Source organism: Nocardia sienata NBRC 100364 (assembly GCF_001613205.1).
Classification (GTDB): domain Bacteria; phylum Actinomycetota; class Actinomycetes; order Mycobacteriales; family Mycobacteriaceae; genus Nocardia; species Nocardia sienata.
The window spans coordinates 185,447-208,800 of sequence record NZ_BDBX01000024.1; the positions used below are offsets into that span (position 1 = coordinate 185,447).

24 protein-coding genes are annotated in these 23,354 nt (G+C 68.3%); 10 read left to right on the plus strand and 14 right to left on the minus strand.

Annotated elements, in window-relative coordinates; all coding sequences use genetic code 11:
- Positions 1 to 150: 150 nt before the first annotated feature.
- Positions 151 to 1,779 (minus strand): phosphomethylpyrimidine synthase ThiC, encoded by a 1,629-nt coding sequence (gene thiC / locus NS4_RS15355; protein ID WP_063060278.1) that lies wholly within the window; start codon positions 1,777 to 1,779, stop codon positions 151 to 153.
- Between the two features lie 180 nt (positions 1,780 to 1,959).
- On the opposite strand from thiC, the gene NS4_RS15360 reads away from it, so the two are divergent.
- Entirely contained in the window at positions 1,960 to 2,538 is a 579-nt protein-coding gene (locus tag NS4_RS15360) for a Uma2 family endonuclease (RefSeq protein ID WP_232330679.1), read from the plus strand.
- 5 nt (positions 2,539 to 2,543) lie between these two features.
- On the opposite strand, the gene NS4_RS15365 is transcribed toward NS4_RS15360, so the two are convergent.
- Genes NS4_RS15365 through NS4_RS15375 form a run of 3 tightly spaced genes read right to left on the minus strand, consistent with a single transcriptional unit; the run spans position 2,544 to position 4,994 of the window.
- Positions 2,544 to 3,359, minus strand: coding sequence for an exodeoxyribonuclease III (locus NS4_RS15365; protein ID WP_063060279.1), 816 nt, complete (start codon positions 3,357 to 3,359; stop codon positions 2,544 to 2,546).
- 44 nt (positions 3,360 to 3,403) lie between these two features.
- Entirely contained in the window at positions 3,404 to 4,414 is a 1,011-nt protein-coding gene (locus tag NS4_RS15370) for an N-acetylglutamate synthase, CG3035 family (RefSeq protein ID WP_063060206.1), read from the minus strand.
- A complete protein-coding gene (locus NS4_RS15375) occupies positions 4,404 to 4,994 on the minus strand; it encodes a peptide deformylase (protein WP_063060207.1) in 591 nt (196 codons plus the stop codon). The genes NS4_RS15370 and NS4_RS15375 overlap by 11 nt, the downstream gene beginning before the upstream one ends.
- Before the next feature lie 247 nt (positions 4,995 to 5,241).
- On the opposite strand from NS4_RS15375, the gene napA reads away from it, so the two are divergent.
- From napA to NS4_RS15400, 5 genes are all read left to right on the plus strand, one after another.
- Positions 5,242 to 5,589, plus strand: a complete 348-nt coding sequence (napA, locus tag NS4_RS15380; RefSeq protein WP_063060208.1) for a nucleoid-associated protein NapA — start codon at positions 5,242 to 5,244, stop codon at positions 5,587 to 5,589.
- A 410-nt stretch (positions 5,590 to 5,999) separates the two neighbouring features.
- Positions 6,000 to 6,563 carry a LytR C-terminal domain-containing protein gene (locus NS4_RS15385; RefSeq protein ID WP_063060209.1) on the plus strand — a complete coding sequence of 188 codons (564 nt, stop codon included), beginning with the start codon at positions 6,000 to 6,002 and terminating at the stop codon, positions 6,561 to 6,563.
- A 125-nt stretch (positions 6,564 to 6,688) separates the two neighbouring features.
- Positions 6,689 to 7,375, plus strand: coding sequence for a superoxide dismutase[Cu-Zn] (gene sodC / locus NS4_RS15390; RefSeq protein WP_063060210.1), 687 nt, complete (start codon positions 6,689 to 6,691; stop codon positions 7,373 to 7,375).
- 21 nt (positions 7,376 to 7,396) lie between these two features.
- Positions 7,397 to 8,542, plus strand: a complete 1,146-nt coding sequence (locus NS4_RS15395; protein WP_063060211.1) for a glutamate--cysteine ligase — start codon at positions 7,397 to 7,399, stop codon at positions 8,540 to 8,542.
- 89 nt (positions 8,543 to 8,631) lie between these two features.
- Positions 8,632 to 10,083 (plus strand): phosphatase PAP2 family protein, encoded by a 1,452-nt coding sequence (locus NS4_RS15400; protein ID WP_063060212.1) that lies wholly within the window; start codon positions 8,632 to 8,634, stop codon positions 10,081 to 10,083.
- On the opposite strand, the gene mnhG is transcribed toward NS4_RS15400, so the two are convergent.
- The 9 genes from mnhG to NS4_RS32240 all read right to left on the minus strand — a co-directional run bounded on the left by mnhG (position 10,046) and on the right by NS4_RS32240 (position 19,369).
- The gene (mnhG, locus tag NS4_RS15405) at positions 10,046 to 10,390 is read right to left on the minus strand and encodes a monovalent cation/H(+) antiporter subunit G (protein ID WP_063060213.1); all 345 of its coding nucleotides are present in this window, start codon (positions 10,388 to 10,390) and stop codon (positions 10,046 to 10,048) included. The two genes, NS4_RS15400 and mnhG, sit on opposite strands and share 38 nt — an antisense overlap.
- Complete coding sequence (locus NS4_RS15410; RefSeq protein WP_063060214.1) at positions 10,387 to 10,647, minus strand: monovalent cation/H+ antiporter complex subunit F; 261 nt, start codon at positions 10,645 to 10,647, stop codon at positions 10,387 to 10,389. The genes mnhG and NS4_RS15410 overlap by 4 nt, the downstream gene beginning before the upstream one ends.
- Positions 10,644 to 11,186, minus strand: a complete 543-nt coding sequence (locus tag NS4_RS15415; RefSeq protein ID WP_063060215.1) for a Na+/H+ antiporter subunit E — start codon at positions 11,184 to 11,186, stop codon at positions 10,644 to 10,646. Before NS4_RS15415 ends, NS4_RS15410 begins: the two co-directional genes overlap by 4 nt.
- Positions 11,187 to 11,194: 8 nt before the next feature.
- Positions 11,195 to 12,790 (minus strand): Na+/H+ antiporter subunit D, encoded by a 1,596-nt coding sequence (locus NS4_RS15420; RefSeq protein ID WP_063060216.1) that lies wholly within the window; start codon positions 12,788 to 12,790, stop codon positions 11,195 to 11,197.
- Positions 12,787 to 13,167: a Na(+)/H(+) antiporter subunit C gene (locus tag NS4_RS15425; RefSeq protein ID WP_063060217.1), complete on the minus strand. Its 381-nt coding sequence runs from the start codon at positions 13,165 to 13,167 to the stop codon at positions 12,787 to 12,789. Before NS4_RS15425 ends, NS4_RS15420 begins: the two co-directional genes overlap by 4 nt.
- Complete coding sequence (locus tag NS4_RS15430; protein ID WP_063060218.1) at positions 13,164 to 15,953, minus strand: Na+/H+ antiporter subunit A; 2,790 nt, start codon at positions 15,951 to 15,953, stop codon at positions 13,164 to 13,166. Before NS4_RS15430 ends, NS4_RS15425 begins: the two co-directional genes overlap by 4 nt.
- 161 nt (positions 15,954 to 16,114) lie before the next feature.
- Positions 16,115 to 18,367, minus strand: a complete 2,253-nt coding sequence (locus NS4_RS15435; RefSeq protein ID WP_063060280.1) for an AAA family ATPase — start codon at positions 18,365 to 18,367, stop codon at positions 16,115 to 16,117.
- Positions 18,368 to 18,628: 261 nt separating this feature from the next.
- Positions 18,629 to 19,099 (minus strand): hypothetical protein, encoded by a 471-nt coding sequence (locus NS4_RS15440; protein ID WP_084487306.1) that lies wholly within the window; start codon positions 19,097 to 19,099, stop codon positions 18,629 to 18,631.
- A 108-nt stretch (positions 19,100 to 19,207) separates the two neighbouring features.
- Positions 19,208 to 19,369 (minus strand): hypothetical protein, encoded by a 162-nt coding sequence (locus NS4_RS32240; RefSeq protein ID WP_157106067.1) that lies wholly within the window; start codon positions 19,367 to 19,369, stop codon positions 19,208 to 19,210.
- Between the two features lie 200 nt (positions 19,370 to 19,569).
- Between NS4_RS32240 and NS4_RS15445 the strand changes: the two genes are divergently transcribed.
- Positions 19,570 to 20,022 (plus strand): SRPBCC family protein, encoded by a 453-nt coding sequence (locus tag NS4_RS15445; RefSeq protein WP_063060281.1) that lies wholly within the window; start codon positions 19,570 to 19,572, stop codon positions 20,020 to 20,022.
- Here NS4_RS15445 and NS4_RS15450 read toward each other — a convergent pair.
- Positions 19,997 to 21,043: a beta-ketoacyl-ACP synthase III gene (locus tag NS4_RS15450; protein ID WP_063060220.1), complete on the minus strand. Its 1,047-nt coding sequence runs from the start codon at positions 21,041 to 21,043 to the stop codon at positions 19,997 to 19,999. The genes NS4_RS15445 and NS4_RS15450 overlap by 26 nt on opposite strands.
- 258 nt (positions 21,044 to 21,301) lie before the next feature.
- Here NS4_RS15450 and NS4_RS15455 point away from each other — a divergent pair, with 258 nt between their 5' ends.
- From NS4_RS15455 to NS4_RS15465, 3 genes are all read left to right on the plus strand, one after another.
- Entirely contained in the window at positions 21,302 to 21,562 is a 261-nt protein-coding gene (locus NS4_RS15455; RefSeq protein WP_063060221.1) for a GlsB/YeaQ/YmgE family stress response membrane protein, read from the plus strand.
- Between the two features lie 143 nt (positions 21,563 to 21,705).
- Complete coding sequence (locus tag NS4_RS15460) at positions 21,706 to 22,431, plus strand: phosphatidylserine decarboxylase (protein WP_063060222.1); 726 nt, start codon at positions 21,706 to 21,708, stop codon at positions 22,429 to 22,431.
- Entirely contained in the window at positions 22,431 to 23,354 is a 924-nt protein-coding gene (locus tag NS4_RS15465) for a CDP-alcohol phosphatidyltransferase family protein (protein ID WP_063060223.1), read from the plus strand. The genes NS4_RS15460 and NS4_RS15465 overlap by 1 nt, the downstream gene beginning before the upstream one ends.

Below are 23,354 nucleotides of genomic sequence, written 5' to 3' on the forward strand. Positions count from 1 at the left end.
TCCGTTCCGGGCGGCAGCCGAACCGTGCGGCGAAGAGGCCGGTTGCGAAAGCGAAGGACCGACCTGGTTACCGGCAGTAGGCAACATCATCGGGTGATGGACTCTCTTCCGGGCGCGGGCGGCCCACTCCTCGGCGGGCCGCCCGGTCCGTCAGGACACCACCGGCAGATAAACCTTTTTCCCCGCCTCGGTGAACTCGGCCGACTTCTCGGCCATGCCCGCCTCGATGGCATCGGCATCTGTCAGATTGTGCCGCTCCGCGTATGCGCGGACATCCGCGGAAATGCGCATGGAGCAGAACTTCGGACCGCACATCGAACAGAAATGTGCCGTTTTCGCCGGCTCCGCGGGCATCGTCTCGTCGTGGTATTCGCGCGCGGTATCGGGGTCCAACGACAACGCGAACTGGTCGCGCCAGCGGAATTCGAACCGGGCCTTGGACAACTCGTCGTCGCGGCGCTGGGCGTGCGGATGGCCCTTGGCCAGGTCGGCGGCGTGTGCGGCGATCTTGTACGTGATGACCCCGGTTTTCACATCGTCGCGATCGGGCAGGCCGAGATGTTCCTTCGGGGTGACGTAGCACAGCATCGCGGTCCCGGCCTGCGCGATGATCGCCGCGCCGATGGCCGAGGTGATGTGGTCGTAGGCGGGCGCGATATCGGTGGCCAGTGGGCCGAGGGTGTAGAAGGGAGCCTCCTCGCACAGCTCCTCCTCCAGGCGCACGTTCTCCACGATCTTGTGCATGGGCACATGCCCGGGACCTTCGATCATCACCTGTACGCCGTGTGATTTGGCGATCTTGGTGAGCTCGCCCAGCGTGCGGAGTTCGGCGAATTGCGCCTCGTCGTTCGCATCGGCGATCGAACCGGGCCGCAGACCGTCGCCGAGCGAGAAGGTGACGTCGTAGCGCGCCAGAATCTCGCACAACTCCTCGAAATGGGTGTACAGGAACGACTCCCGGTGGTGGGCCAGGCACCACGCCGCCATGATCGAACCGCCCCGCGAGACGATCCCGGTGACCCGTTTCGCGGTCAGCGGCACATAGCGCAGCAGTACACCGGCGTGCACCGTCATATAGTCGACGCCCTGCTCGCACTGCTCGATCACGGTATCGCGGTAGATATCCCAGGTGAGCGCGGTCGGGTCACCGTTGCATTTCTCCAATGCCTGGTAGATCGGCACCGTGCCCACCGGGACCGGAGAGTTGCGCAGGATCCACTCGCGCGTCTCGTGAATGTTCTTGCCGGTGGACAGATCCATGATGGTGTCCGCGCCCCAGCGGGTGGCCCACACCATCTTCTCGACCTCTTCGGCGATCGAGGAGGAGACGGCCGAATTGCCGATATTGGCATTGATCTTCACCAGGAATTTCTTGCCGATAACGGTCGGCTCCAGTTCCGGATGCCGGTGGTTGGCCGGAATCACCGCGCGACCGGCGGCGACCTCCGCGCGCACCAGCTCCGCCGGCACGCCCTCCCGCGCGGCGACGAAGCGCATCTCCGGGGTCACGATCCCGGCCCGGGCCCAGGCGAGCTGGGTGCGCGGGCCGGGCACATCCGGCTTGTCCCACTCGCCGCGGAGCGCGGGCAGGCCCGCCTCGAGGTCGATGGTCGCGGTGTCGTCGGTGTACGGGCCGGATGTGTCGTAGACGTCGAAATGGTCGCCGTTGGTCAGCTCGATCCGGCGTACCGGAATACGCAGACCGTCGATCTCCTGATAGTGCTTGACGCTGCCCTCGATCGGACCGGTGGTCACAGAATCGACAGGTGTGGTCGTCATATTTTCTCCCTACGCCGGCATTACCCGGTCAGGTTCATACGGTCGACGGCCCTGAGCGCTCCGTGGAGCTAGCCGTCCTCTCAGCCCGCTGGTGCGAGCCCCCGTTGGCATCTGAAATTTTCCGCCGCCGACCATACCCGCCTCGGGCCGCATCCGCCGACCGAGAGATAGGGTCTATCCGTGACCCTCTCGCATGGATCGCTGATGACCGTGGACGAGTTCGAGGAACTCGACGCGGCGGCTCAGCGGATTTCCGAAGGGCTGCGGCTCGAATATCTGAACGGCCTGCTGGCCGCGAAGGCCCGGCCGGATACCAACCACACCCGGATCGTGCAGTGGCTGGCGCGGTTCCTGGTGCCGCGCCGGTCCGAACTGTGGCTTTTCGCCGATCGCGGCCTGCGGGCCGGGCGCACCGGCGGCAGTCGTGTGCGACCCGACGCCATCCTCGCGCCCGCCTCGGCCTTCGCCGGTGAAGGTGAATGGTCGGATCCGCAGCCGGTGTTCATGACCATCGAGATCAGTTCCCGGGCCCAGCACACCGAACTGCGGGATCGGCTCGACAAGCCGTTCCTGTACGCGGCCACGGGTATCCCGCTCTACTTCCTGATCGACCGCGGCGCCGCGGAGGTGAGTGTGTACAGCGAGCCCGAGGACGGGCGCTACAGCACCAAGGTGACCGTGCCGTTCGGCACCGATATCGAAATCCCCGAGCCGCTCGGTGTCTTCCTCGCCACCGATCCGCTCGCGGACTGGCTGTAGCGGCGTCAGAGGGTGAATTCGGCGATCACCGGAGCGTGATCGCTGGCGCCCTTGCCCTTGCGTTCCTCCCGGTCCACCCCGGCGTCGGCCACCGTCGCGGCCAGGGCCGGTGAGGCGAGCACGAAATCGATTCGCATCCCTTCCTTACGCGGGAACCGCAGCTGGGTGTAGTCCCAGTAGGTGTACACGCCGGGGCCGGGAGCGAAGGGTCGCATCACATCGGTGAAACCGGTATCGGTGATCGCGGTGAACGCATCCCGTTCCGGCTGGGAGACATGGGTTCTTCCGGCGAACAGCTCCGGCGACCACACATCGTCGTCGGTGGGGGCGATATTCCAGTCCCCGACCAGGGCCGTCTTCGCCTGCGGGTCGGCGGCCAGCCAGCGGGCGGCGTTGTCGCGGAGCGCGGCCAGCCAGGCCAGTTTGTACTCGTAGTGCGGATCGGCCAGTGCGCGCCCATTGGGTACGTACAGACTCCACACCCGGACTCCGTCGCAGGTGGCGCCCAGAGCCCGCGCCTCTACGGTCGGTGAGGGGATGAGCGTATCGGCGGCGTCGCGATCGAATCCGGGCTGGCCTGCGAACCCGATCTCCACATCGTCGAGCCCCACCCGCGACGCGATCGCCACCCCGTTCCACTGGTTCAGCCCCACATGCGCGACCTCGTAGCCGGCCTCGGCGAAACGCTCGAAAGGGAACTGGTCGTCCCGGCATTTGGTCTCCTGGATCGCCAGCACGTCGATGTCCTGGCGATCCAGCCAGGCCAGCACCCGGTCCTGCCGGGAACGGATCGAATTGACATTCCAGGTGGCCAGGCGCAACACAATTACCTTTTCGCGAGACGGGTGGATCGCAGTCCGGGGCGTTACTGTCCGACTGGACCCGAACTGCCGGGGACGGCGTAGCGGTAGCTGTGGTGATCGACGAACCCGAGTTCGCCGAACAGCTCCAGGGCGTCCACATTACCGGCCTCGACCTGTACGTAGGCGTGTGTCGCGCCACGATCGCGACCCCAGCGCAGCAGTTCGCCGCAGACGAGTGCGGCCAGGCCGTGCCGTCGATGGGCGGCCACCACCGCCACACAGGTCAGGCCGACCCAGCGGCGGCCGTCGGAGGCGGTCGTGAGCGCGCCGCGGGCGATGGCGATGGGATTGGGCAGGCCCAGCGAGGCGAAACCCAGCTGCCCGTCGTGCACGGCGGAGAGTACTTCGGGCAGCGGGACCGTGGCGGAATGGCCGCTCGGTTCGTCACCGCGGTAGCGGTGGATCTCCAGCCACGCGATATCGGGTTCGGGCGCGATACGCACCATGGACGGGCCCTGTGGGAGGACGAAATTCTCCAGGTCGATGCCCAGGACATGGGTTTCGCCCCAGCTGTTCCAGCCCGGCGGCACGGTGGCCAGCCGGTCCGGAAGCGCCAGTTGCAGCGGCAGACCCTGTGCGGCGTACCAGGCGCCGATGCGGTGCAGGGTGTCCGGCGTGATCCGGGCCGGCCCGTTGGAATCACCTATGGGCACCGCGGAATTGGCGCGCCGGGTGTAACCGTGTCCGGCACGCAGCAACCAGCCGTCGATCCAGGCCGATTCCGTGCCGGGCCAGCCGAACGCCGCGGCGGTTTCCAGTGCGCGGATCTCCGAGGTGCGAATCGGCCGGGGAGCCAGCGATTTCAATGCCACCACGCTGGCCGCCGGGATCAGCACCGGATGGCCGTCGGCCGCCAGGACGGTCAGCGGATTCGTCTCCACCACCTCACCGATCACATCGGTGAGCGGCGGGCTGCTCCCCTCGGGGAGCCGGTATCGCACCACGACCCGCTCGCCGAGCGGGATCTGCGAGATCGGGATGTCGCCGTCGGGTTCGTGTGGGTCAGTCGTCATGTCCGAAGGGGTCCGGGTCGCTGCCGGGTAGCCAGGTGCGGCCGGGGACGCCCCAGCCGTTGCGTTTGACCGCCTTCTTCGCCGCACGCGCGTGGCGTCCGACCAGGACATCGATATAGAGGTGGCCGTCGAGATGACCGACCTCGTGCTGCAGCATGCGGGCGAAGAAACCGGTGCCTTCGACGATGACGGGTTCGCCGTGCTCATCGGTTCCGGTGACCCTGGCCCAATCGGCCCGGCCGGTGGGGTACTGCTCGCCGGGTACCGACAGACAGCCCTCTTCGTCGTCGTCGGGATCGGGCATGGTCTCCGGGATCGCCGAGGTTTCCAGGACGGGGTTGATCACGGCTCCCCGGCGTCGTGCAACGGTACCGTCCTCGGCCCGATCCGGGCAGTCGTAGACGAAGAGGCGCTTGGATACTCCGACCTGGTTGGCGGCCAGGCCGACACCGTTGGCGGCGTCCAGGGTCTCGTACATATCCGTGATCAGCCCGGCCAGTTCCGCCGGCGATTCGGTCACCGGCGCGGTGGGACCGTGTAGCACGGGGTCGCCGACGATCACGATGGGCAGGATTGACATGACAAGAGCTTATTGGGGGCGGCGGCCGCCGACGAAAAGGGCCTGCTCTGCGTGGTCGCCGTTGCCGGTTCCGGGCAGGTGGAACGGGTTCTCACGCAGTATGTGGTACTCCCGTACCGGACACGCCGGACGTCGACGGCAGCGCTCGCCCGGACGGCGTGGTTCAATATCTCGAGGCAGTAACACGGTGACACGATCGTGCCCTGATACGGCGATCGCGTCCGGTGGTAACTCGGCGAGGAGCAAGATGGACGGCGCAGCAGCGCGGGATCTTTCCGCAATCCAGGGCGGTCCTCCGGCCAGCACAGCGAATACGAATCCCGAAGGGGCCCATGATCCCGAGAGCGGCCTGAGTCGCCGCGAACACGAGATCCTGGCCTTCGAGCGACAGTGGTGGAAGTACGCGGGCGCCAAAGAAGAGGCGATCCGCGAACTGTTCGCACTGTCGCCGACCCGTTACTACCAGGTGCTCAACACCCTCATCGACCGGCCCGAAGCCCTCGCCGCCGACCCGATGCTGGTGAAGCGCCTGCGCAGGCTACGCGCCAGCCGGCAGAAGTCGCGGGCGGCGCGAAAGCTCGGCTTCCAGGTCTGACGCCGAGCTCCCGGCGGTTGCCGCGGTGGAGCCGGCTCCGCATCGCTCCCGTTCGCGTCTTTACGGCTCCTCGGACGGACGACATCCGGGGTCAGGGCCCGCCCGATGCCGGCCCGACGGAGCGAAGGAGCGCAGCGACCGAGCGTGTGCAGTCGACCGTCCAGAGACCGGTGACCATTGAGCACTGACAGTGTTGTGAGCCTCCCCGGGTTGGTCGAGGCGCACGACAGCATGCACCGTGTGTCTGCTCTGGATGGTCGACCTCCCTGGTCGGCGCCCGCCCCAGCGACTGAGCGGAGGAGGGAAGAATCGGGGACACAGGGCCCCGACCCGCGCGCCGATATACACAGCCCCGACCCGCCCCGCCGGAGGCGGGGCAAATGAACACAGCAGGCGCTAGGCTCGGACGGGTGAGCAATTCGAACCCTGGCTCCGGTGGACCGCCGCTGCGTGCGACGGCAATGGTTCTGATCGCCCTGTCGATCGTTTTCGCCGGTCTGGGCGCGATGTCGCTGTCGAGTGCGGACTCGGAAAGTTCGGACAACGCCGAGAGCACGGCGGCCTCGTCGACGACCGCGCTGGCCGCGCCGCGCGCGGGCACCACCACCGCCGCCGCGCCGACCACCACCGCGGCCGCCGAAACCGGCACCACCACCACCGCCGCCGCACCGACCACCACCGCGGCGGCCGGCGGGGTCGATCGATCGGCCCCGGTCCGGGTGCTCAACAACAGCATGGTCGCGGGTCTGGCGTCCACGACCGCGAACGAACTCACCGCGCGTGGCTGGACCAACACCTCCACCGGCAACTATGCCGCCACCACGCTCGAGAACACCACCGTGTACTACGGTCCGGCGCCGGCCGACGAGGCCACCGCCGCCGCGGTAGCCGCGGATATCGGGGCCACCACCGCGCCGATGATCCCGGGGCTGGGCGACGGTTCGGGAGTCGTCGTGGTGGTGACCGGGCGGTGACACGCGTCTCCGGGGGTCGGGGGCGTCCCGGCCGAGCCGGGGCGGCGTGGCATCATCTTGTGCGTCGAAAGATCGTTGTCGAAACGCTCTACCCTTAAACTCGGTACTCGTAAAGGAGTTCCCTGATGGCACAGTCCACTTCTCGTCGCCGGTCTTGGCGGAGCGTGACCCCGGTGCTGGCTGTCGCGGCTTTCGGCCTCGTTGCCTGCACGAACAGTCAGGAATCCAGTGACGTGACGGGGACGACTCCGCCGGTGTGGACCTCGTCCCCGGCCCCGGCCGGTGGCTCGGGCGAGCACGGGGAACAGCCGGGTTCCCCGGCCGGATCGGGGACCGAGGTCGAACTGAAGTCGCCGAGCGGCGCGAAGATCGGGACGGCGAATATCGCCGACGAGGGCAACCATCTGCGGATCACCGTCGACACAACCGGTTTGACCCCCGGCTTCCACGGCCTGCATATCCACCAGGAAGGCAAATGCGAGGCGAATTCGGCCCCGCCGGCCGGTGGTGCGCCCGGTGACTTCCTGTCCGCGGGTGGACATCTGCAGGTCGGCGGTGCCACCGGGCATCCCGCCAGCGGTGACCTGACCTCGCTGCAGGTCCGCAAGGACGGCCACGGCTACCTGGTGACCACCACCGATACCGTCAGCCTGAGTGATATCCGGGGTAAGGCGATCATCGTGCACGCCAATTCGGACAACTTCGCCAATATCCCGGACCGTTACAGCCGCGAAGGTGGCGCCGGCCCGGATCAGCAGACGATGAGCACCGGTGACGCGGGCGGCCGGGTCGCCTGCGGCGTCATCGGCTAGACGCACGACGGAGGGGCCGATATGGGTGGGGCGCGGATCGAGCCGGTGCCGTTCCGTGGCTCGCCTCGGCCGACCGTGGGAATCGAATGGGAGATCGCGCTCGTCGACAAGACGAGCCGCGATCTGTCCAATACGGCGGCAGCCGTTTTCGACGCGGTAGGTGAGCTGCGGGCACACGACGGCACTCCGCAGGTGACCAAGGAACTGCTCCGCAACACCGTGGAACTGGTCACCGGAGTGCACGAAACCGTCGGGGCCGCCGTGGCGGATCTGTCCGGCACCATGGACACGGTGCGCCGGGCCGCCGACGCCCTCGGGGTGGACCTGTTCTGCGCGGGTACGCATCCGTTCGCGCAGTGGTCCACCCAACAGCTCACCCGGTCCGAGCACTACGACGAACTGATCGAGCGTACGCAGTGGTGGGGTCGGCAAATGCTGATCTGGGGCGTGCACGTGCACGTCGGTGTTTCGCACCGCGACAAGGTTTTTCCCATCCTGAACTCCCTGCTGCTGTCCTATCCGCATCTGCTGGCGCTATCGGCCTCCTCGCCGATGTGGTCGGGTTCGGATACCGGCTACGCGAGCAATCGCGCGCTGATGTTCCAGCAGTTGCCCACGGCGGGACTGCCGTTCCAGTTCGAGAACTGGGACGAGTTCGAACACTATGTGCACGATCAGATGGAAACCGGTGTGTTCGAGCAGCTCGGCGGTATGCACTGGGATATCCGGCCCGCCCCCAAATGGGGGACCATCGAGGTACGTATCTGCGATGGGATCTCCAACCGGGCGGAGCTGGCCGCGCTGGCGGCGTTCATCCACTGTCTGATCGTGGATCTGGACGAGCGGGTGGAACGCGGGGAGTCGCTGCCCACCCTGCCGCCGTGGCATGTGCAGGAAAACAAATGGCGGGCCGCGCGTTACGGACTGGACGCCATCGTGATCGTGGGTGACGACAACCGTGAACGCCTGGTCACCGAGGATCTCGACGATCTGCTGACCCGGCTGGAGCCGACCGCGCGGCGTCTGGATTGCGCGGCCGAACTCGCCGCGGTGGCAGATATTCCACGGCGCGGCGCCAACTATCAGCGGCAGCGGCAGGTGGCGGCGGCCGCGCAGGGGGATCTGATCGCGGTGGTGGACGCGCTGGTCCGCGAACTCGATAGCTGATCCCGGCCGGTACGCTGCTGTTCCGCAGCCCGGTGACCTGCCGTTCATGTGCCGTTTACGATGGTCGGGTGCTAGTCGAAAACCCGAATATGGGAGCTGGAGCAGCGGCGCACAGTTCTGTGCCGCGCCGGGGGGTTCGGGTCGCCGCCGTCGCCGCGGTGCCGGTACTGCTGCTGGTGTTGCAGGGCGTGGCGATGTGGCGGGATTTCGAGGGGCCGCTGACGAGCCTGGCCCGCGACTACATCGGTACCCCCAAGTCCATGACCGTGCCCTGGGCGGGCCTGGTTCTCGCGTTGGTCGGTATCGCGGCCCGGCGCCGGTGGATCGCCGCGGGGGCGGCCGTGCTGATCGATCTGGCGTACGCGGGGGTCCGGCTGCTGCTGGGAGAGCCGTTCACCGTCGGCAACGGGCCGGTCCTCGTGCTCACCGCGTTGGCGCTGGTGGCCTGGATGCGCTGGACGGGCGTCGAACGGCGTAACGCGCTGCACGCCGCCGCGCTGGGCGCGCTGCTGATCCTCGCGACCAAGGTCGGCGATGTCTGGCTGCACATCACCGTGGATCTGCGACCACAGGTACTGGATCAGTACGTGATGCTGGCCGATCACGCGCTCGGTGATCCGGCGTGGGTGATGGGCCGGGTACTGGAAACACTGGGGCCGATACCCGATGCGGTGCTGCACTGGGTGTACATCGAGCTGCCGGCGGCGGCCATCGTGGTGGCGGTATGGCAGTTGCGGTCGGTGGCGGCGGGCGGCCGGTGGCCGAATCACTATCTGGTGCGCACCTTCTTGGTGCTGGGTCTCGTGGGGCCGCTGGTGTACATACTGTTTCCCGTGGTCGGCCCGATGTTCGCCTACGGGATCGACGGGAACGGCTTCCAACTGGGCAATTTCTGGCCCGATGTGCTGCCGCCGCTCGACCGCGCGCCGGTTGCGATGGACTTCGACTCGTTCTCGCCGCGCAACTGTATGCCCTCGATGCACACCGCCTGGGCGCTGGCGCTTTTCCTGCACACCCGCCGTCACCCCGATGGTTCGCTCGCGCCGACCTGGTTGCGCTGGGGCGGAATGTTCTGGCTGCTGTGCACATTGGCCGCGACCCTCGGTTTCGGTTACCACTACGGCGTGGACCTGGTCGCCGGGGCGGTGCTGTGCCTCACCGTGGAGTCGGCGCTGCGTGAACCGGAACGGGGCTGGGGGTGGTTCCGGGTCCGGCTGGTCGCCGGTGGCGCGGTGATCCTGGTGACGCTGCTGGTCGGCTACCGGTATCTCGCGGTCCAGATGGCCGACTATCCGGTGGTCGCGGGATCGGTGGTCTCGGCCCTGCTCGCGGCGATGGCGGCGGGTTTCCACGCGACGTGGTTCGCCCGGCGCCGACCCGCGCGACCGATTCCGGCCGAGATGGCGAGACTGCCGGAGCGGGCCGCGGACGCGGTGGTCGCCACGTCCGATCCACTCGATACGGCGGCGGCACCGGATTCGGCGGCAGTGGCGGCCGGCGGGCTCACGGCTGTTGATCCAGTTCGTCCTCGAGTTCGTTGACCACCAGTAGATCCTTGCGGTGTAGCTGCTCCCGGTAGGCGGTGCGCCCGATCAGGTGGGCGATCACCGGCGCGGTGAGCAGCGTGAACAGGCCGACCAGTACCAGCATCCAGACATTGGGGTCGTCGTAGACCCGGATACAGGTGCCGGCCAGCACCGAAATGAGACCGATGACCTGCGGTTTCGTCGCGGAGTGCATCCGTAGCAGCGTGTCGGGGAACCGGACGATGCCGACAGCCGCGGTCAGCGACAGGACCGCGCCGAAAATGATCAGGATGCCGGAGATCCAGTCGAATACGGTGTTCATCGATCGTCCCGGACCCGGAAGCGGGTGACGGCGGCCGAGCCGAGGAAACCCACCAGCGACAGCGCGACGATGGCGGGCACCACGCTGGTGTCGCGGCTGTAGGCCGCCCACACCGCGAGGCCGCAGATCGCCATCGCGATGATCGAGTCGATCCCTACCACCCGGTCGAGGGTGTCGGGTCCTGCGAGTATGCGGTAAGCGGTGATCAACGCGGCCGCACCGAGCAGGACCGCGGCCACCACGGCCACGACGATCATCTGGTCACCTCCTGACCGGTCGGCGGCGGGAGCGGGGTGGCACGACGTTCCAATCCCTCGATCAGCAACCGCTCCAGCACCCGGATGGTGCGGTAGAACTTCGCCACCGACTCCGTACTGCTCACATCGATGACGTGCACGTAGGCCGCGCAGTGTTCGCGATCGATCTCGAGCACCATGGTGCCCGGGATCAGATTGATCAGGTTGGTGCACAACACCATGACCAGATCCGACCGGAACGCGAACTGCACCTTGAGCACGCCGGAATGTGGCGGTGGCCCGGGCCGCAACGCGAACCAGGCGAGTTGCAGACTGGATTCCAGCGCGTAGTAGACACTGATCGCGACCAGTTTCACCAACGGTACCGGCCGTAACCGTCCGCGCGTCGGTATCCAGGGCAGCGGGAGGGCCACCATGATGACCGCCCCGACGCCGGCACCCGCCAGCACATTGGCGACGCTGACCTGCCCCCAGAGCGCCACCCATACCGCGGTCAACCAGACCAGGACGCCGACGCGCAGCACATTGTCGCGGTTCACCAGTCTGCTCATCGAGGTCCCCCGCCCAGGACCGCGCTGATATAGACGCTGCGGTCCTGCAGTTCCGCCGCGGCACGGTCGGCGATCCCAAGGACCGGGCCCGCCCACACCGTCAGCGCCAATCCGACCGCGACCAGTGCCGCGGTCGGTAGCACCATCATGACCGGTAACCGGCCCGGGTCGGTGCGTTCGTCGTAGAGCATGTCGGTGTTGTCCTCCACCAGCGACGGCAGGGTGGCGGAAACCAGATGGCCCTCGGGGGCCTGTTCCCGGGGACGCCAGAACGCCTTGCTCCAGGTCCGCGCCATGACGTACAGGGTCAGCAGACTGGTCACCACCGACCCGGCGACCAGCACCCACGCGAGCACGCTGCCGTCCTGCGCGCCGGCCTGGAGCAGGGCCACCTTGCCGATGAAACCGGAGAAGGGCGGGATCCCGCCGAGGTTCAGCGCCGGGATGAGGAACAGTCCCGCCAGCAATGGGCTGGCCGCGGCCAGCCCGCCCACCCGCCGCAGCGAGGTGGAGCCCGCCTGGCGTTCGATCAGTCCGGCCACCAGGAACAGCGCCGTCTGCACCAGAATGTGGTGCGCGATGTAGTACACCGTGCCCGCCAGCCCGATCGAGCTGGCGATACCCACCCCGAACATCATGTAGCCGATATGGCTGACCAGCGTGAACGAGAGCAGTCGCCGGATATCGCTCTGCGCGATGGCACCGAATATGCCGATCAGCATGGTGAGCAGGCCGCTGATCATCAGCAGGTTGTCGAATCCGCCGTCCGGGAAGAGCAGGGTCTGGGTGCGCACGATCGCGTACACGCCGACCTTGGTGAGCAGACCGGCGAACACCGCGGTGACCGGCGCCGGTGCGGTGGGGTAGGAGTCGGGCAGCCAGTTCGACAGGGGGAACACCGCGGCCTTGATACCGAAGGCGACCAGCAGGACGGCGTACACCGCTTGGCGGATGCCGTCCGGGATGGCATCCATTCGCTGGGCCAGTTGCGCGAAGTTGAGGGTGCCGGTGGCGCCGTAGGTGACGGCGGTGCCGATCAGGAAGATCAGCGACGACACCATGGAGACCATCACATACGACACCCCGGCACGAATACGTTCCGCTGTCGCTCCCAGGGTGAGCAGGACGAATGAGGCGACCAGCAGGATCTCGAACCCGACGAACAGGTTGAAGAGGTCTCCGGCCAGGAACGCCATCGCCACACCCGCGCTGAGAACCAGGTAGGTCGGCCAGAAGATGGAGGTCGGCTGGCGGACCTGGGCGTCGCTGATGTTCTGGCCGGCGCCGTAGAGGGCGACCGCGAGCAGCACGATCGCCGAGACCAGCAGCATGGCCGCGGAGAGGCGGTCCACCACGATGGTGATACCGATGGGTGTCTCCCAGCCGCCGACCTGGACGGCCACCGTACCGTCGCGGTCGGCCAGATACAGCAGTACCGCGCAGACGGCCACCGCGGCGCTCAGCGCGACCGTGGCCAGGATCCGCTGGACCCGGGCGCGGCGCCCGGCCACCAGCGTCGCGGCGGCGGCCAGCAGCGGGATGAGCACCGGCAGCGGGGCGAAGGCGGGGACCAGATCGGGCGACAAGCTCATTCTTCGGGCTCCTCCGGCCGGCGCGCGGCGATCCCGACATCCTCCGGGTCGTTCTCGACTTTTTCGCTCGTGGTCAGGATGTAGGAGCGATAGGCCAGCGCCAGCACGAACGCCGAAACCCCCATGGTGATGACGATGGCGGTCAGTACCAGCGCCTGGGCCAGCGGGTCGGCCATGGTGCTGTGTTCGAGATCGTCCGTGCCCCGGATCGGTGCCGCCCCGTCGGGTCCGCCCATGGTGAGAATGAGCAGGTTGACCGCATTGCTGAACAGCAGGATGCCGAGCAGCATCTTCGTGACGGTGCGCTCGAGCAGCAGGTACACACCGCAGGCCACCAGTACGCCGACGACGATCAGCAGGGTCAGATTCGCGCTCATGACTGCACCAGCTCGTCGTCGAGGCGCGCGCCGAGGCTACGCAATACGTCCAGTACGAGACCGACCACGATCAGGTAGACACCGAGGTCGAAGAACAGCGAGGTCACCAGTTTCACGTGGCCGAGCAGCGGAACCGTCGCCTCCACGATGGCCGAGCTCAGCGGCGGCGCTCCCAGCAGCAGCGAGGCGCCGGCGGTACCGGCGGCGAGGATCAATCCGGCGCCGAGTAGATGGCCGGCCTCCACCGGTAGTGCTTCACCGAGTTCGTACTGGCCGCCCGCGAGATAACGCAGTACCAGGGCCAGCCCCGCGATGAGACCGCCGGCGAAACCGCCGCCGGGCGCATTGTGGCCGGAGAAGAAGAAGTAGACCGACAGCACCATGATGGTGGGGAACACCAGGCGGGTCGTGATCTGCAGGACCATCGAGCGCTCGCGGCGGTCGACCAGCCGGCCCGCGGGCAGCCAGCCCACTTTCCCGGGCAGATAGTTGGGCGCGTCGGCGGCACGCGGCGGCAGACCGAACCGTCGGCTGCGAAACACCAGCGAGGCAACCCCTGTGGCGGCCACGACCAGCACCGATATCTCGCCGAGCGTATCCCAGGCACGGATATCGACCAGCAGCACATTGACCGCGTTCTTGCCGCCGCCGAATTCGTAGGCCGCATCCGGAATGTGCTCCCAGATGGGCCGGGCATTGCGCGCCGCCGCGGCGAACGCCGCCAGCACCGGAACCGCGATACCGGCAGCGATGGCGATCGACGCCCGGCCGACCTGGAAACCGGCCTGCTGTTCCGGTCCGATCTCGGCCGGGAAGGCCCGTAGCACCAGGACGAACACCACCAGCGTCAGCGTTTCCACCAGGAATTGCGTCAAGGCCAGATCGGGCGCGCCGTGCAGGGCGAAGACGACACCGCATCCGTAGCCGGTGAGCCCGACTACGAGCACGCTGGCCAGACGGTTGCGCAGGACGGTAGCGCCCAGCGCCATGGCGATCATGATGGCGCCGATCACCATTTGCAGCGGGGAGTCCCACAGGCGTAGTTCGACCCCGGCCCGGGTGCCGACCGCCAGCACCACCGCGGGCACGATCACCAGGGTGCCGAGGATGACCGCCTGGGTGAGCGGCAGCGAACCGCGCTGGACGGCACCGGTCATCCGCAGGGAGAGCCGGTCCGCCGCGCGCAGCGCGGCGTCGTAGCCGCGGTCGGCGTTGCCCAGCAGCGTCGCCGATTCACCGAACCGGTCCTGTGCCGAGAACAGGGCGAGACCACCCGCGATGATCACCACGGTGAGCAGCAACGGCAAGGTCAGGCCGTGCCAGAGCTGTAGGTGACCGGTCAGTTCGCCGGATAGCGTTTCGGCGTAGGGCGCCAGGAGACCGTCCATCCAGGGGGCGGCGAGCCCGGCGCCCAGCGAGCCCACGGCCAGCAGCACCGGCGCGGCGCTCAATCCGATGCCCGGCGCGTGCCACCGGGGGACCGGGACCCCGGGCTTGTCGGCGAAGGCGCCCCAGATGAAGCGCGCGCTGTAGGCGACGGTGAGCATGGACCCCAGTACCAATCCGGCGGCCAGCAGCAGCCGCACGGTGGGCGAGAGCGGGGCGGCGTCGAGTTCGGCGGCCAGTGCCGATTCCTTGGCCACGAATCCCCAGAGCGGCGGGATCCCCGCCATACTCAGCGCGGCCAGCGCCGCGGCGCCGAAGAGCACCGGTGAGCGGCGGCCCAACCCGGATAGTTCGCGCAGGTCACGGGTACCGGCCCCGTGATCGATTATGCCGACCACCAGGAAGAGCGCGGCCTTGAACAGCGCGTGCGCCACGACCAGGCCGATACCGGCGAGCGCCGCATCCGGGGTACCCAGACCCACCATCGTCACCAGGAAGCCCAGCTGACTCACCGTGCCGAAGGCCAGCACCAGTTTCAGGTCGGTGACCTGCATCGCGCGCAGACCCGCGAGCAGCATGGACGCCAGACCGAGGGTGAGGACGAGCGGCCGCCAGACCGGGACATCGGCGAAGGCGGGCGCCAGGCGCGCGATGAGGTAGACACCGGCTTTCACCATGGCGGCGGCGTGCAGGTAGGCGCTGACCGGGGTCGGCGCGGCCATGGCGCCCGGCAACCAGAAGTGCAGGGGCACAATGGCGGATTTGCTCAGTGCGCCGACCAGGACGAGCACCACGGCGACCTGTATCGCGATGCCGCCGGGAGGGTCGGTGGCGGCCAGCAGATCCGACAGCAGGTAGCTGTCGTAGGCCTCGCCGAGGATGATGATGCCGGCGAGCATGGCCAGCCCGCCCGCGCCGGTGACCAGCAGGGCCTGCAGGGCGGCCCGGCGGCCCGGCACGCTGTCGGAGTTGTGGCCCACCAGCAGGAACGACAGGACGGTGGTCACTTCCCAGAAGGTGAACAGCAACAGCATGTTGTCGCTGGTCACCAGGCCGAACATGGCGCCGGAGAAGGCGACCAGCCAGGCGGCGAAGGATCCGAGCTTCGGCTCCTCGTCGGTGAAATAACGGGCGCAGTAGGCCAGGACCAGGGCGCCGATCCCCAGGACGAGCGCGCTCATCACGGTGGCCAGGGAGTCGAAGCGCAGGTCCATGCCGAGATCGATGGTGGGAGCCCACTGCATCCGAACCCGTATCTCGTCGTTCCAGTGGGCGATCACCCAACCGAGGCAGCCGAGCGGTACCAGCGCCAGCGGATAGAACGCGTTGCGGCCGAGTACTCGCACGGCGTAGGGCGCGATCAACGCGGCCAGGGCATGTGCGAGCAGGATGGCGAGCAAGCGTTACCTCCGTCGAGATAGGGGCGGCGGGGTATTGCGCGCTCATCATATGCGAGCACGAACTGGGACAATCGTACAGATTAAGAGATCCGCGCCCGTATCCGGCTACCCTCGGGCAACCATTTCACCAGGTCAGGCATATCGGACAGAACGGGAACGAATCAGCGACGGGATTCCGCGTACCGGCGCAGCGACTCCACCTGATCGGCGTCCAGCGAGGGGCGCACCGCCCGGCGGGCGGCGTCGATATCCGCGGCCGTCACATCCGCGGCATCCACATCGCGGCGCATGGCCGCCAGTGCCGCCTCGCGCAGCAGCGCCGCGCAGTCCGCGGCGGAGAAACCGTCCAGCTCGGCCGCGAGCCGGTCCAGGTCCACCGACTCCGTCAATGGGACCGCGCGGCCGGTCGTGCGCAGGATGGCCGCCCGGGCTTCGGCGTCCGGTGGAGGCACGAACACCAGCCGTTCGAGCCGGCCGGGACGCAGCAGGGCCGGATCGATCAGTTCGGGCCGGTTGGTGGCGCCCACCACCACTACATCGCGCAGCGGTTCCACTCCGTCCAATTCGGTGAGCAGCGCCGCCACCACCCGGTCGGCGACTCCGGAATCGGAGCTCTGGCCGCGGCGCGGCGCCAGCGCGTCCACCTCATCCAGGAAGATCAGCGACGGCGCCGAGTCCCGGGCCCGCCCGAACAGCTCGCGCACCGCACGTTCGGAGGAGCCCACCCATTTGTCCATCAGCTCCGCGCCCTTGACCATGTGAACGCTCAGCTGGCCGGTACCCGCCAACGCCCGCACCAAGAAGGTCTTGCCGCAACCGGGCGGGCCGTACAGCAGCACTCCGCGGGGCGGCTCGATACCGAGGCGCGCGAACGAATCGGGGTGCCGCAGCGGCCACAGAACCGATTCGGTCAGCGCCTGTTTGGTCTCGGTCATATCGCCCACATCGTCGAGACCGAGATCGCCGATCGCCAATTCCTCGGTACCCGAACGTGACAGCGGCCGGATGACCTCCAGGGCGCCGCGCAGGTCCTCGTGTTCGAGCAGTGGTTCGGTACCGTCGCGGCTCGCCCGCGCGGCCGCCCGCAGGGCCGCCTCCCGGCACAGCGCGGCGAGATCGGCGACCACGAAACCCGGGGCGGCCGAGGCGATCTCGTCCAGCCGCAGCGCACCGGTGGGTACCTTGCGCAGTAACTGCTCGAGTAGTGCCCGGCGTAACCCGGCGGTGGGCAGCGTCAGCGCGAGTTCCCGGTCGCACAGGTCGGGGGCCCGCAATCGCCGGTCGATCGCCGCCGGCCGGGCGGTGGTGGCCAGCAGTGCCACGCACGGCTCGGCCAGCGCCGCCCGCAACTGATCCAGGATCAGCGTCGCGACCGGATCGGCCGGCTCGGGAAGCAGCGCATCGATATCGGTGATCAGCAGAATGCCGCCCCGGCCCGACCCCACGGCCGCGGCCGCGGCGGCGACCGCGCGCAACCGGGCCCCGCTCTCCGCCGCACCCACCGACGGCCCGTCCAGTTCCACGATCCGGCGCGGCGCCGCGACCGCTCTGGCCAGCGTGGTCTTACCGACCCCGGCCGGGCCGGTGATGAGCACACCCAGACCCGGGGTCGCGCCCAGCGCCTTCAGCAATTCGGGTTCGTCCAGTGCCAGGCTCAGCCATTCGGCCAGCTTCGCCGCCTGTTGTTGCACCCCGGCCAGATCCTCCACCCGCAACTCGGGAGGCGGCGCTGTCGCGACCGGAACGGATCCGGGTAGCTCGCAGCCCCTCACCGTCTCGAGGTGGCTCGGCGCCAGTGCCTGTTCCGGACCGAAATGTTCGTTCACCCGGACAGGAGCCGGCTGCTCACCGGTGGCGACCCCTGCCGTCCACTCGACCGCGGTATTCGGCTGCACACTCACCGGCGCGCCGGGCGGATCGGTGGTGACCACGGTGAGCAGTTCGGAGGTCCAGGCGATCCCGAACGCCCGCGACAACGCCTGGCTCGCCACCGACGACGGGATATCCGGTCCCAGTTCCCGGGGTAGCAGGGACACCGTGTCGCCCACGGTCACCACCTTGCCCAGCAGCGCCTGGCGCAGCGTGGCCGCCGGAATCGACTGCGTGGCCTGCCGGGACCCGCTCACGGTGATGTGTCGGGCGCCGTACACCACGGCCGGTGACACCACCACGCCCGCGTTCTCCCGGAGGCCGGCATTGGACAGGGTGACGTCGTCGAGCAGCGCGGTGCCGGCCGGAGTTCCCGCCGGCGCCCGGCCCACCACAGCTGCGGTACGGCGTGCGCCGATGAGTGAGACGCCGTCCCATTCGCGTAACCCGAGGGCGGTGAGCGCCTCGGGATGCAGCCGGACCACCCCGCGCCGGGCATCGGCGGCGGAAGGATTCAGACGAACGGTCAACGCCAACTCAGCCACTGTGCCATTCTGCGCCGCTTTCCGGAATGCGGGGGCGCGGGGCCGGTGACCGGCGCCGAGGATCACCGGGTTCGCCGATCTCGCGGCCCGGTGCCGGCCACCGCGAGCGTTTCCGGCGGGTAGCCCAAATCGCGGCCCGGTTACGGCAACCGCATATACCGCCGATCAACAGGCCGAGGTTGACGTGCCGGCCTGGGCGCCGACACGCTCGCGGCGATCGATAGCTGAAAGTATGCCACTCGGGCCGACCGGCCCGTTTCTTCACCCGTTGACGACGATCCCCGCGACCACGGCGACCTTCTGATCGGCCAGCTTCTGGGAGTTGCACACCAGCTTGGCGGTGCCGAGTGCGGCATTGGGGTTGTTCACGAACGCGCTGTCGGGGTTCTCGGCGAGGATCTGGCCGATGAGTTGCTGCTGCTGCGGTTCGTCGAGCTGTGCGAACTGGCCGCAGGTGGTGTCGGAGGGGCGGCCCGGGGCGGGGGCGTCCGCGGCGGAATCGTCCTCGGTCGCGGTGGTCTCCGGCGATTGTGCGGGGGTTTGTTCCGCTCCGGGAGTGGTGGTTTCGGCGGTGGCGCCGTCGCCGGATTCCGTCTGTGGCGCGGTCTGCGCGGTCGCGGTGTTCTTGCGCAGGCCCGACGCTTCGGCCGGCTCTTCCTCCGAAGAGCAACCCGAAAGCGCCAGCGCCGCGGTGGCGGCAGCGGCGAGCACAACAGTTGAGATTCGCTTCATAACGCATTCCCCGGTGGTCAACCACGCCGGAGCCTCCGGCGCGACCAGCAGCGTACCGGGTGGGTACGTGGCGGCCCCGGCCGTAGCCGGGGCTGCGGGGACCGGGGTTCAGACTCGGTGGTGCAGGACCATATCCAGTTCGGTGGGGGTGAGCAGACGTTCCAGCCGTTCGTCGATCCTGGCTTTTCCGGAGGGGTCATCGGGTTGGAGTGCCGGGAGTTGCGGCAGTCCCTCGGTGGTCTGGCGGCGCAGTAGCGAGCGAAGGTTCACGGCCCATCACCTCACGGTAGCTGTGTATTTGCTGGCGACGCGACTTGCTGGCGGTGGCGTGTACGGCAACCGATGGGGTCCCGCAATCGATTCTGCTGCCGGATGGGTGATATCGATACGCGGCGGGGGAAAATGTGACCGACCCGTCGCCGATCGCTATTCTTCCTGATACTTGGAGTTTCATCTACCCGGAGGCAACGTTGCCGAAAAACCTGGAAACCAGCATCGATATCGCCGCACCGCCGGAGCGGGTCTGGGCGGTGCTCGCCGACCCGAGCCGGATGCCGGAGTTCAGCCCCCAGTGTGTCCGGATGATCCCGATCGGCAAGCCGAAAGCGGGCACGCTGACGGTCAACCTCAACCGGGACGGATGGAAGTTCTGGCCGACCACCTCGCGGATCCTGCGCTATGAAAAGAACAGCGCGCTGGCCTTTCGGGTGAGCCAGAACCGGACCGTGTGGACCTACACACTCGAGCCCACCGAGAACGGGACCCGGCTGATCGAACGCCGCGATGTCCCCAACGGCACCACGTGGGTCTCGCGGACGCTGATCAACGCGGTGCTCGGGGGCGAGGCGGTGTTCGAGGAGAACCTGGTGGCCGGGATGAACGAATCGCTGGCGAAGATCAGGACAGCGGCCGAGGCGCGCTGAACTTCGGCAGGTTCACGACCTGGGCCGCGTAGGAGAGTCCGGCGCCGAAGGCGATGAGCAGCGCGGTATCGCCGGGCCGGGACTGCCCGGTGCGCAACAGAGTCTCCATCGCCAGCGGGATCGAGGCTGCCGAGGTGTTGCCGGCTTCCTCGATATCGTTGGCCAGCGCGCAGTTCTCCGGCAGTTTCAGCACCCGCGCCATGATCTCGATGATCCGGCCGTTGGCCTGGTGCGGGATCATGGCGTCCAGGTCGTCGGTGGACAGACCGGCGCGGTCGACGGCGTCGCGGCAGACCTTCTCCAGGGAGTGCGCCGCCCACCGGAACACCGCGGTGCCCTCCATGGCCAGATAGGGGCGGACGGCGTCGGTGCCCTTCTCCTCGATCTCGGCGAAGAACTCGACCCAGTCCTTGTCCTGGCGGATGACCCGGTGCTGAGTGCCGTCGGAGCCCCAGACCGTCGGCCCGATGCCCTGTTCCTCGGCCGGGCCCACCACCACGGCGCCCGCGCCGTCGGCGAACAGGAACGCGGTACCGCGGTCGGCCGGGTTGACGGTGTCGCTGAGTTTCTCCACCCCGATCACGAGCACGTGCGAGGCGGTACCGGCGCGAACCAGGTCCGATGCCATGGCCAGGCCGTGGCAGAATCCGGCGCAGCCGGCCGAGAGATCGAAGGCGGCGGCGCCGCCGGTGCCGAGTTCGGTGGCGATCCGGGGCGCGGCGGCGGGGGTCAGCAGCAGATGGGTCGACGTGGCGACGATGACGCAGTCGACCTGGTCGCCGGCGATACCGGCCGCGTCCAGGGCGCCGCGGCAGGCGGCCACGCTCATCGAATGAATGGTCTCGGTGTCGTCGGCGAAGCGGCGGGTGCGGATACCCGAACGGGTGCGGATCCACTCGTCGCTGGAATCGATCGGTCCGGCTACTTCGTCGTTGGTCACGACTCTTGCCGGGCGGTACACGCCCAGTCCCAGGATCGCGGTGTGCTGCGCCCCGGTCGTCTGGGCGATCTGAGTAGCCATGGTGCTTCTCCTATGTACCTGCGGCTGGGCCGCCGCGGGGGTGGGCCCGATTTCGATGTGAGTTCCTCACCCGCCGACCGCGTGATCGCGGTCACCGGGCAATCCGGAGACATGAGGCACCCTCATATTATCCCACGGACGTGCCACGGCATCGGCAATTCGATATTCGCCGGGGTTATAGAGATCGACTCCGGGTATTGCGGCGGTACACGCCCGCGGCCGCGGCCGTGTACCCGGAGAACAAGCGAGGAAAAACTCATGCTCGGACTCGGCATCATCGGCTGGATCATCATCGGCGGTATCGCCGGCTGGATCGCCAGTAAGATCATGAAAACCGACGCCCAGCAGGGCATTCTGCTCAATATCGTGGTAGGCATCGTCGGCGGCCTCATCGGCGGCTTCCTGCTCTCGGCATTCGGTGTCGACGTGAACAGTGCGGGCTGGTTCTTCAGCTTCTTCACCTGCCTGGCCGGCGCCGTCATCCTCTTGTTCCTGGTGAAGTTGGTCGTACGGAGGTAGGCCTCGGCTCGACACCCGGTGCCACCGGCCTGTTCGGCGTAAGGTGTGAACGCTTGCGCCGACAGGTTCGGCCGGCCCGTGCGCGGTGACCGGTCGCCACCCGAGAGTCCGCGCCGATCGAACCGAGTACGAAAGAGGAATCAGTGGCACGCCGTCCCACGCCGCCCGGCACCCCGGAAACCACCGGTCCGGCCCATCTGGCCGATCTGGTGCGCAGTGCGATCCCGCCGATGCATCCGGCCGGATTGCCCTTCGTGGCCGTTCCGCTGGGGGCCGCGGTCCTGGGCCGCAGGCGGCGCTGGGTCCGCCGGACCGCGCTGGCCGCGGCCGCGGCGAGCGCCGCCTTCTTCCGGCACCCACATCGGGTCCCGCCGAATCGGCCCGGAGTGGTGGTCGCCCCCGCCGACGGTGAGGTCGCCCTGGTCGACACGGCCGCGCCCCCGCCCGAGCTGGGTCTGGGCGATCAGCCGCGGCCCCGGGTGAGCATCTTCCTGTCGGTCCTGGACGTGCATGTCCAGCGCACGCCGGTCTCGGGTGTGGTACGCGATGTGCGCTACCGGCGCGGGCAGTTCAAATCCGCCGACCTGGCCGATGCCAGCGAGGTCAACGAACGCAGCAGCATGCTCATCGATACCCCCGACGGGCAGCAGGTGGTGGTGGTCCAGATCGCCGGTCTGCTGGCCCGGCGCATCGTGTGTGACGCCGCTGCCGGTGACCGGATCACCATCGGCGACACCTACGGCCTCATCCGGTTCGGGTCTCGGGTGGACACCTACTTCCCGGCCGGCACCGAACTGCTGGTGAACATCGGCCAGCGGACGATCGGGGGGGAGACGATGCTGGCGGTCCTGCCGGCGGCGGGCGCGTGATGGAGCAGGTCATCGAAGGCAGGCGGCGCCGATCGATCCGGCTGCTGCCCAGTATCGTCACCATCCTGGCGCTGTGCTCGGGTCTGTCCGCGGTGCGGTTCGGCCTGGAGGGTGAACTGAAGATCGCGCTCGCCATGATCGGCGCGGCCGCGGTACTGGACACCCTCGACGGCCGGTTGGCGCGGTTGCTGTCGGCGACCACCAAGATCGGCGCCGAGCTGGATTCCCTCTCCGATGCCATCTCCTTCGGGGTGGCACCCGCGTTGGTGCTCTATGTGGTGCTGTTCAACGGCGAGAGCAGCGGGTCGGGCTGGATCATCGCGCTGCTGTTCGCGGTGAGCATCGTGCTGCGGCTGGCCCGGTTCAACACCCTGCTCGACGACGACACCCGTCCGGATTGGGCGCGCGAGTACTTCGTCGGTGTCCCGGCTCCGGCCGGCGCGCTCATTGCGATGGCCCCGATCGCGGTGTATGTACAGTTCGGCGACGGCTGGTGGACGAGTTTCCCGGTGGTCGCGGCGTGGACCGTCTTCACCGCGGCGTTGTGTGTGAGCACCATCCCGACGCTGGCACTCAAGTCGGTGTCGGTTGCCCCGCAGGCCGCCGCCGGGCTGCTGGTGCTGGTCGCGCTGGCCGGCGCGGCGCTGATCACCTACCCCATCGTGCTGTTGCTCGTGCTGATCGTGCTGTATCTCGGACATATTCCTTTCGCGTGGTACTCACGGCGCTGGGTGGCGGCCCGGCCCGAGACCTGGCAGTACAAACCGGCCGAGCGTCGCGCGCAGCGCCGGGCCGACCGCCGGTTGACCGTGTTGCGGCGTCCGGAGATCCGGCGGCCGGTACTGCGCCGCCCCGATATCCGGCGGCCGGCTCTACGTGGCGATTCGCGGTTGCGGTTGCGCCGGCCCGGGGGGCGGAACTGA

Bases quoted from the DNA above. Each gene is read 5' to 3' on its own strand.
- thiC (WP_063060278.1), bottom strand. From the start codon at position 1,779: ATGACGACCACACCTGTCGATTCTGTGACCACCGGTCCGATCGAGGGC.
- NS4_RS15370 (WP_063060206.1), bottom strand. From the start codon at position 4,414: ATGACGACTGACCCACACGAACCCGACGGCGACATCCCGATCTCGCAG.
- NS4_RS15375 (WP_063060207.1), bottom strand. From the start codon at position 4,994: ATGTCAATCCTGCCCATCGTGATCGTCGGCGACCCCGTGCTACACGGT.
- napA (WP_063060208.1), top strand. From the start codon at position 5,242: ATGGACGGCGCAGCAGCGCGGGATCTTTCCGCAATCCAGGGCGGTCCT.
- sodC (WP_063060210.1), top strand. From the start codon at position 6,689: ATGGCACAGTCCACTTCTCGTCGCCGGTCTTGGCGGAGCGTGACCCCG.
- NS4_RS15395 (WP_063060211.1), top strand. From the start codon at position 7,397: ATGGGTGGGGCGCGGATCGAGCCGGTGCCGTTCCGTGGCTCGCCTCGG.
- NS4_RS15400 (WP_063060212.1), top strand. From the start codon at position 8,632: ATGGGAGCTGGAGCAGCGGCGCACAGTTCTGTGCCGCGCCGGGGGGTT.
- mnhG (WP_063060213.1), bottom strand. From the start codon at position 10,390: ATGAACACCGTATTCGACTGGATCTCCGGCATCCTGATCATTTTCGGC.
- NS4_RS15410 (WP_063060214.1), bottom strand. From the start codon at position 10,647: ATGATCGTCGTGGCCGTGGTGGCCGCGGTCCTGCTCGGTGCGGCCGCG.
- NS4_RS15420 (WP_063060216.1), bottom strand. From the start codon at position 12,790: ATGAGCTTGTCGCCCGATCTGGTCCCCGCCTTCGCCCCGCTGCCGGTG.
- NS4_RS15425 (WP_063060217.1), bottom strand. From the start codon at position 13,167: ATGAGCGCGAATCTGACCCTGCTGATCGTCGTCGGCGTACTGGTGGCC.
- NS4_RS15440 (WP_084487306.1), bottom strand. From the start codon at position 19,099: ATGAAGCGAATCTCAACTGTTGTGCTCGCCGCTGCCGCCACCGCGGCG.
- NS4_RS15450 (WP_063060220.1), bottom strand. From the start codon at position 21,043: ATGGCTACTCAGATCGCCCAGACGACCGGGGCGCAGCACACCGCGATC.
- NS4_RS15455 (WP_063060221.1), top strand. From the start codon at position 21,302: ATGCTCGGACTCGGCATCATCGGCTGGATCATCATCGGCGGTATCGCC.
- NS4_RS15465 (WP_063060223.1), top strand. From the start codon at position 22,431: ATGGAGCAGGTCATCGAAGGCAGGCGGCGCCGATCGATCCGGCTGCTG.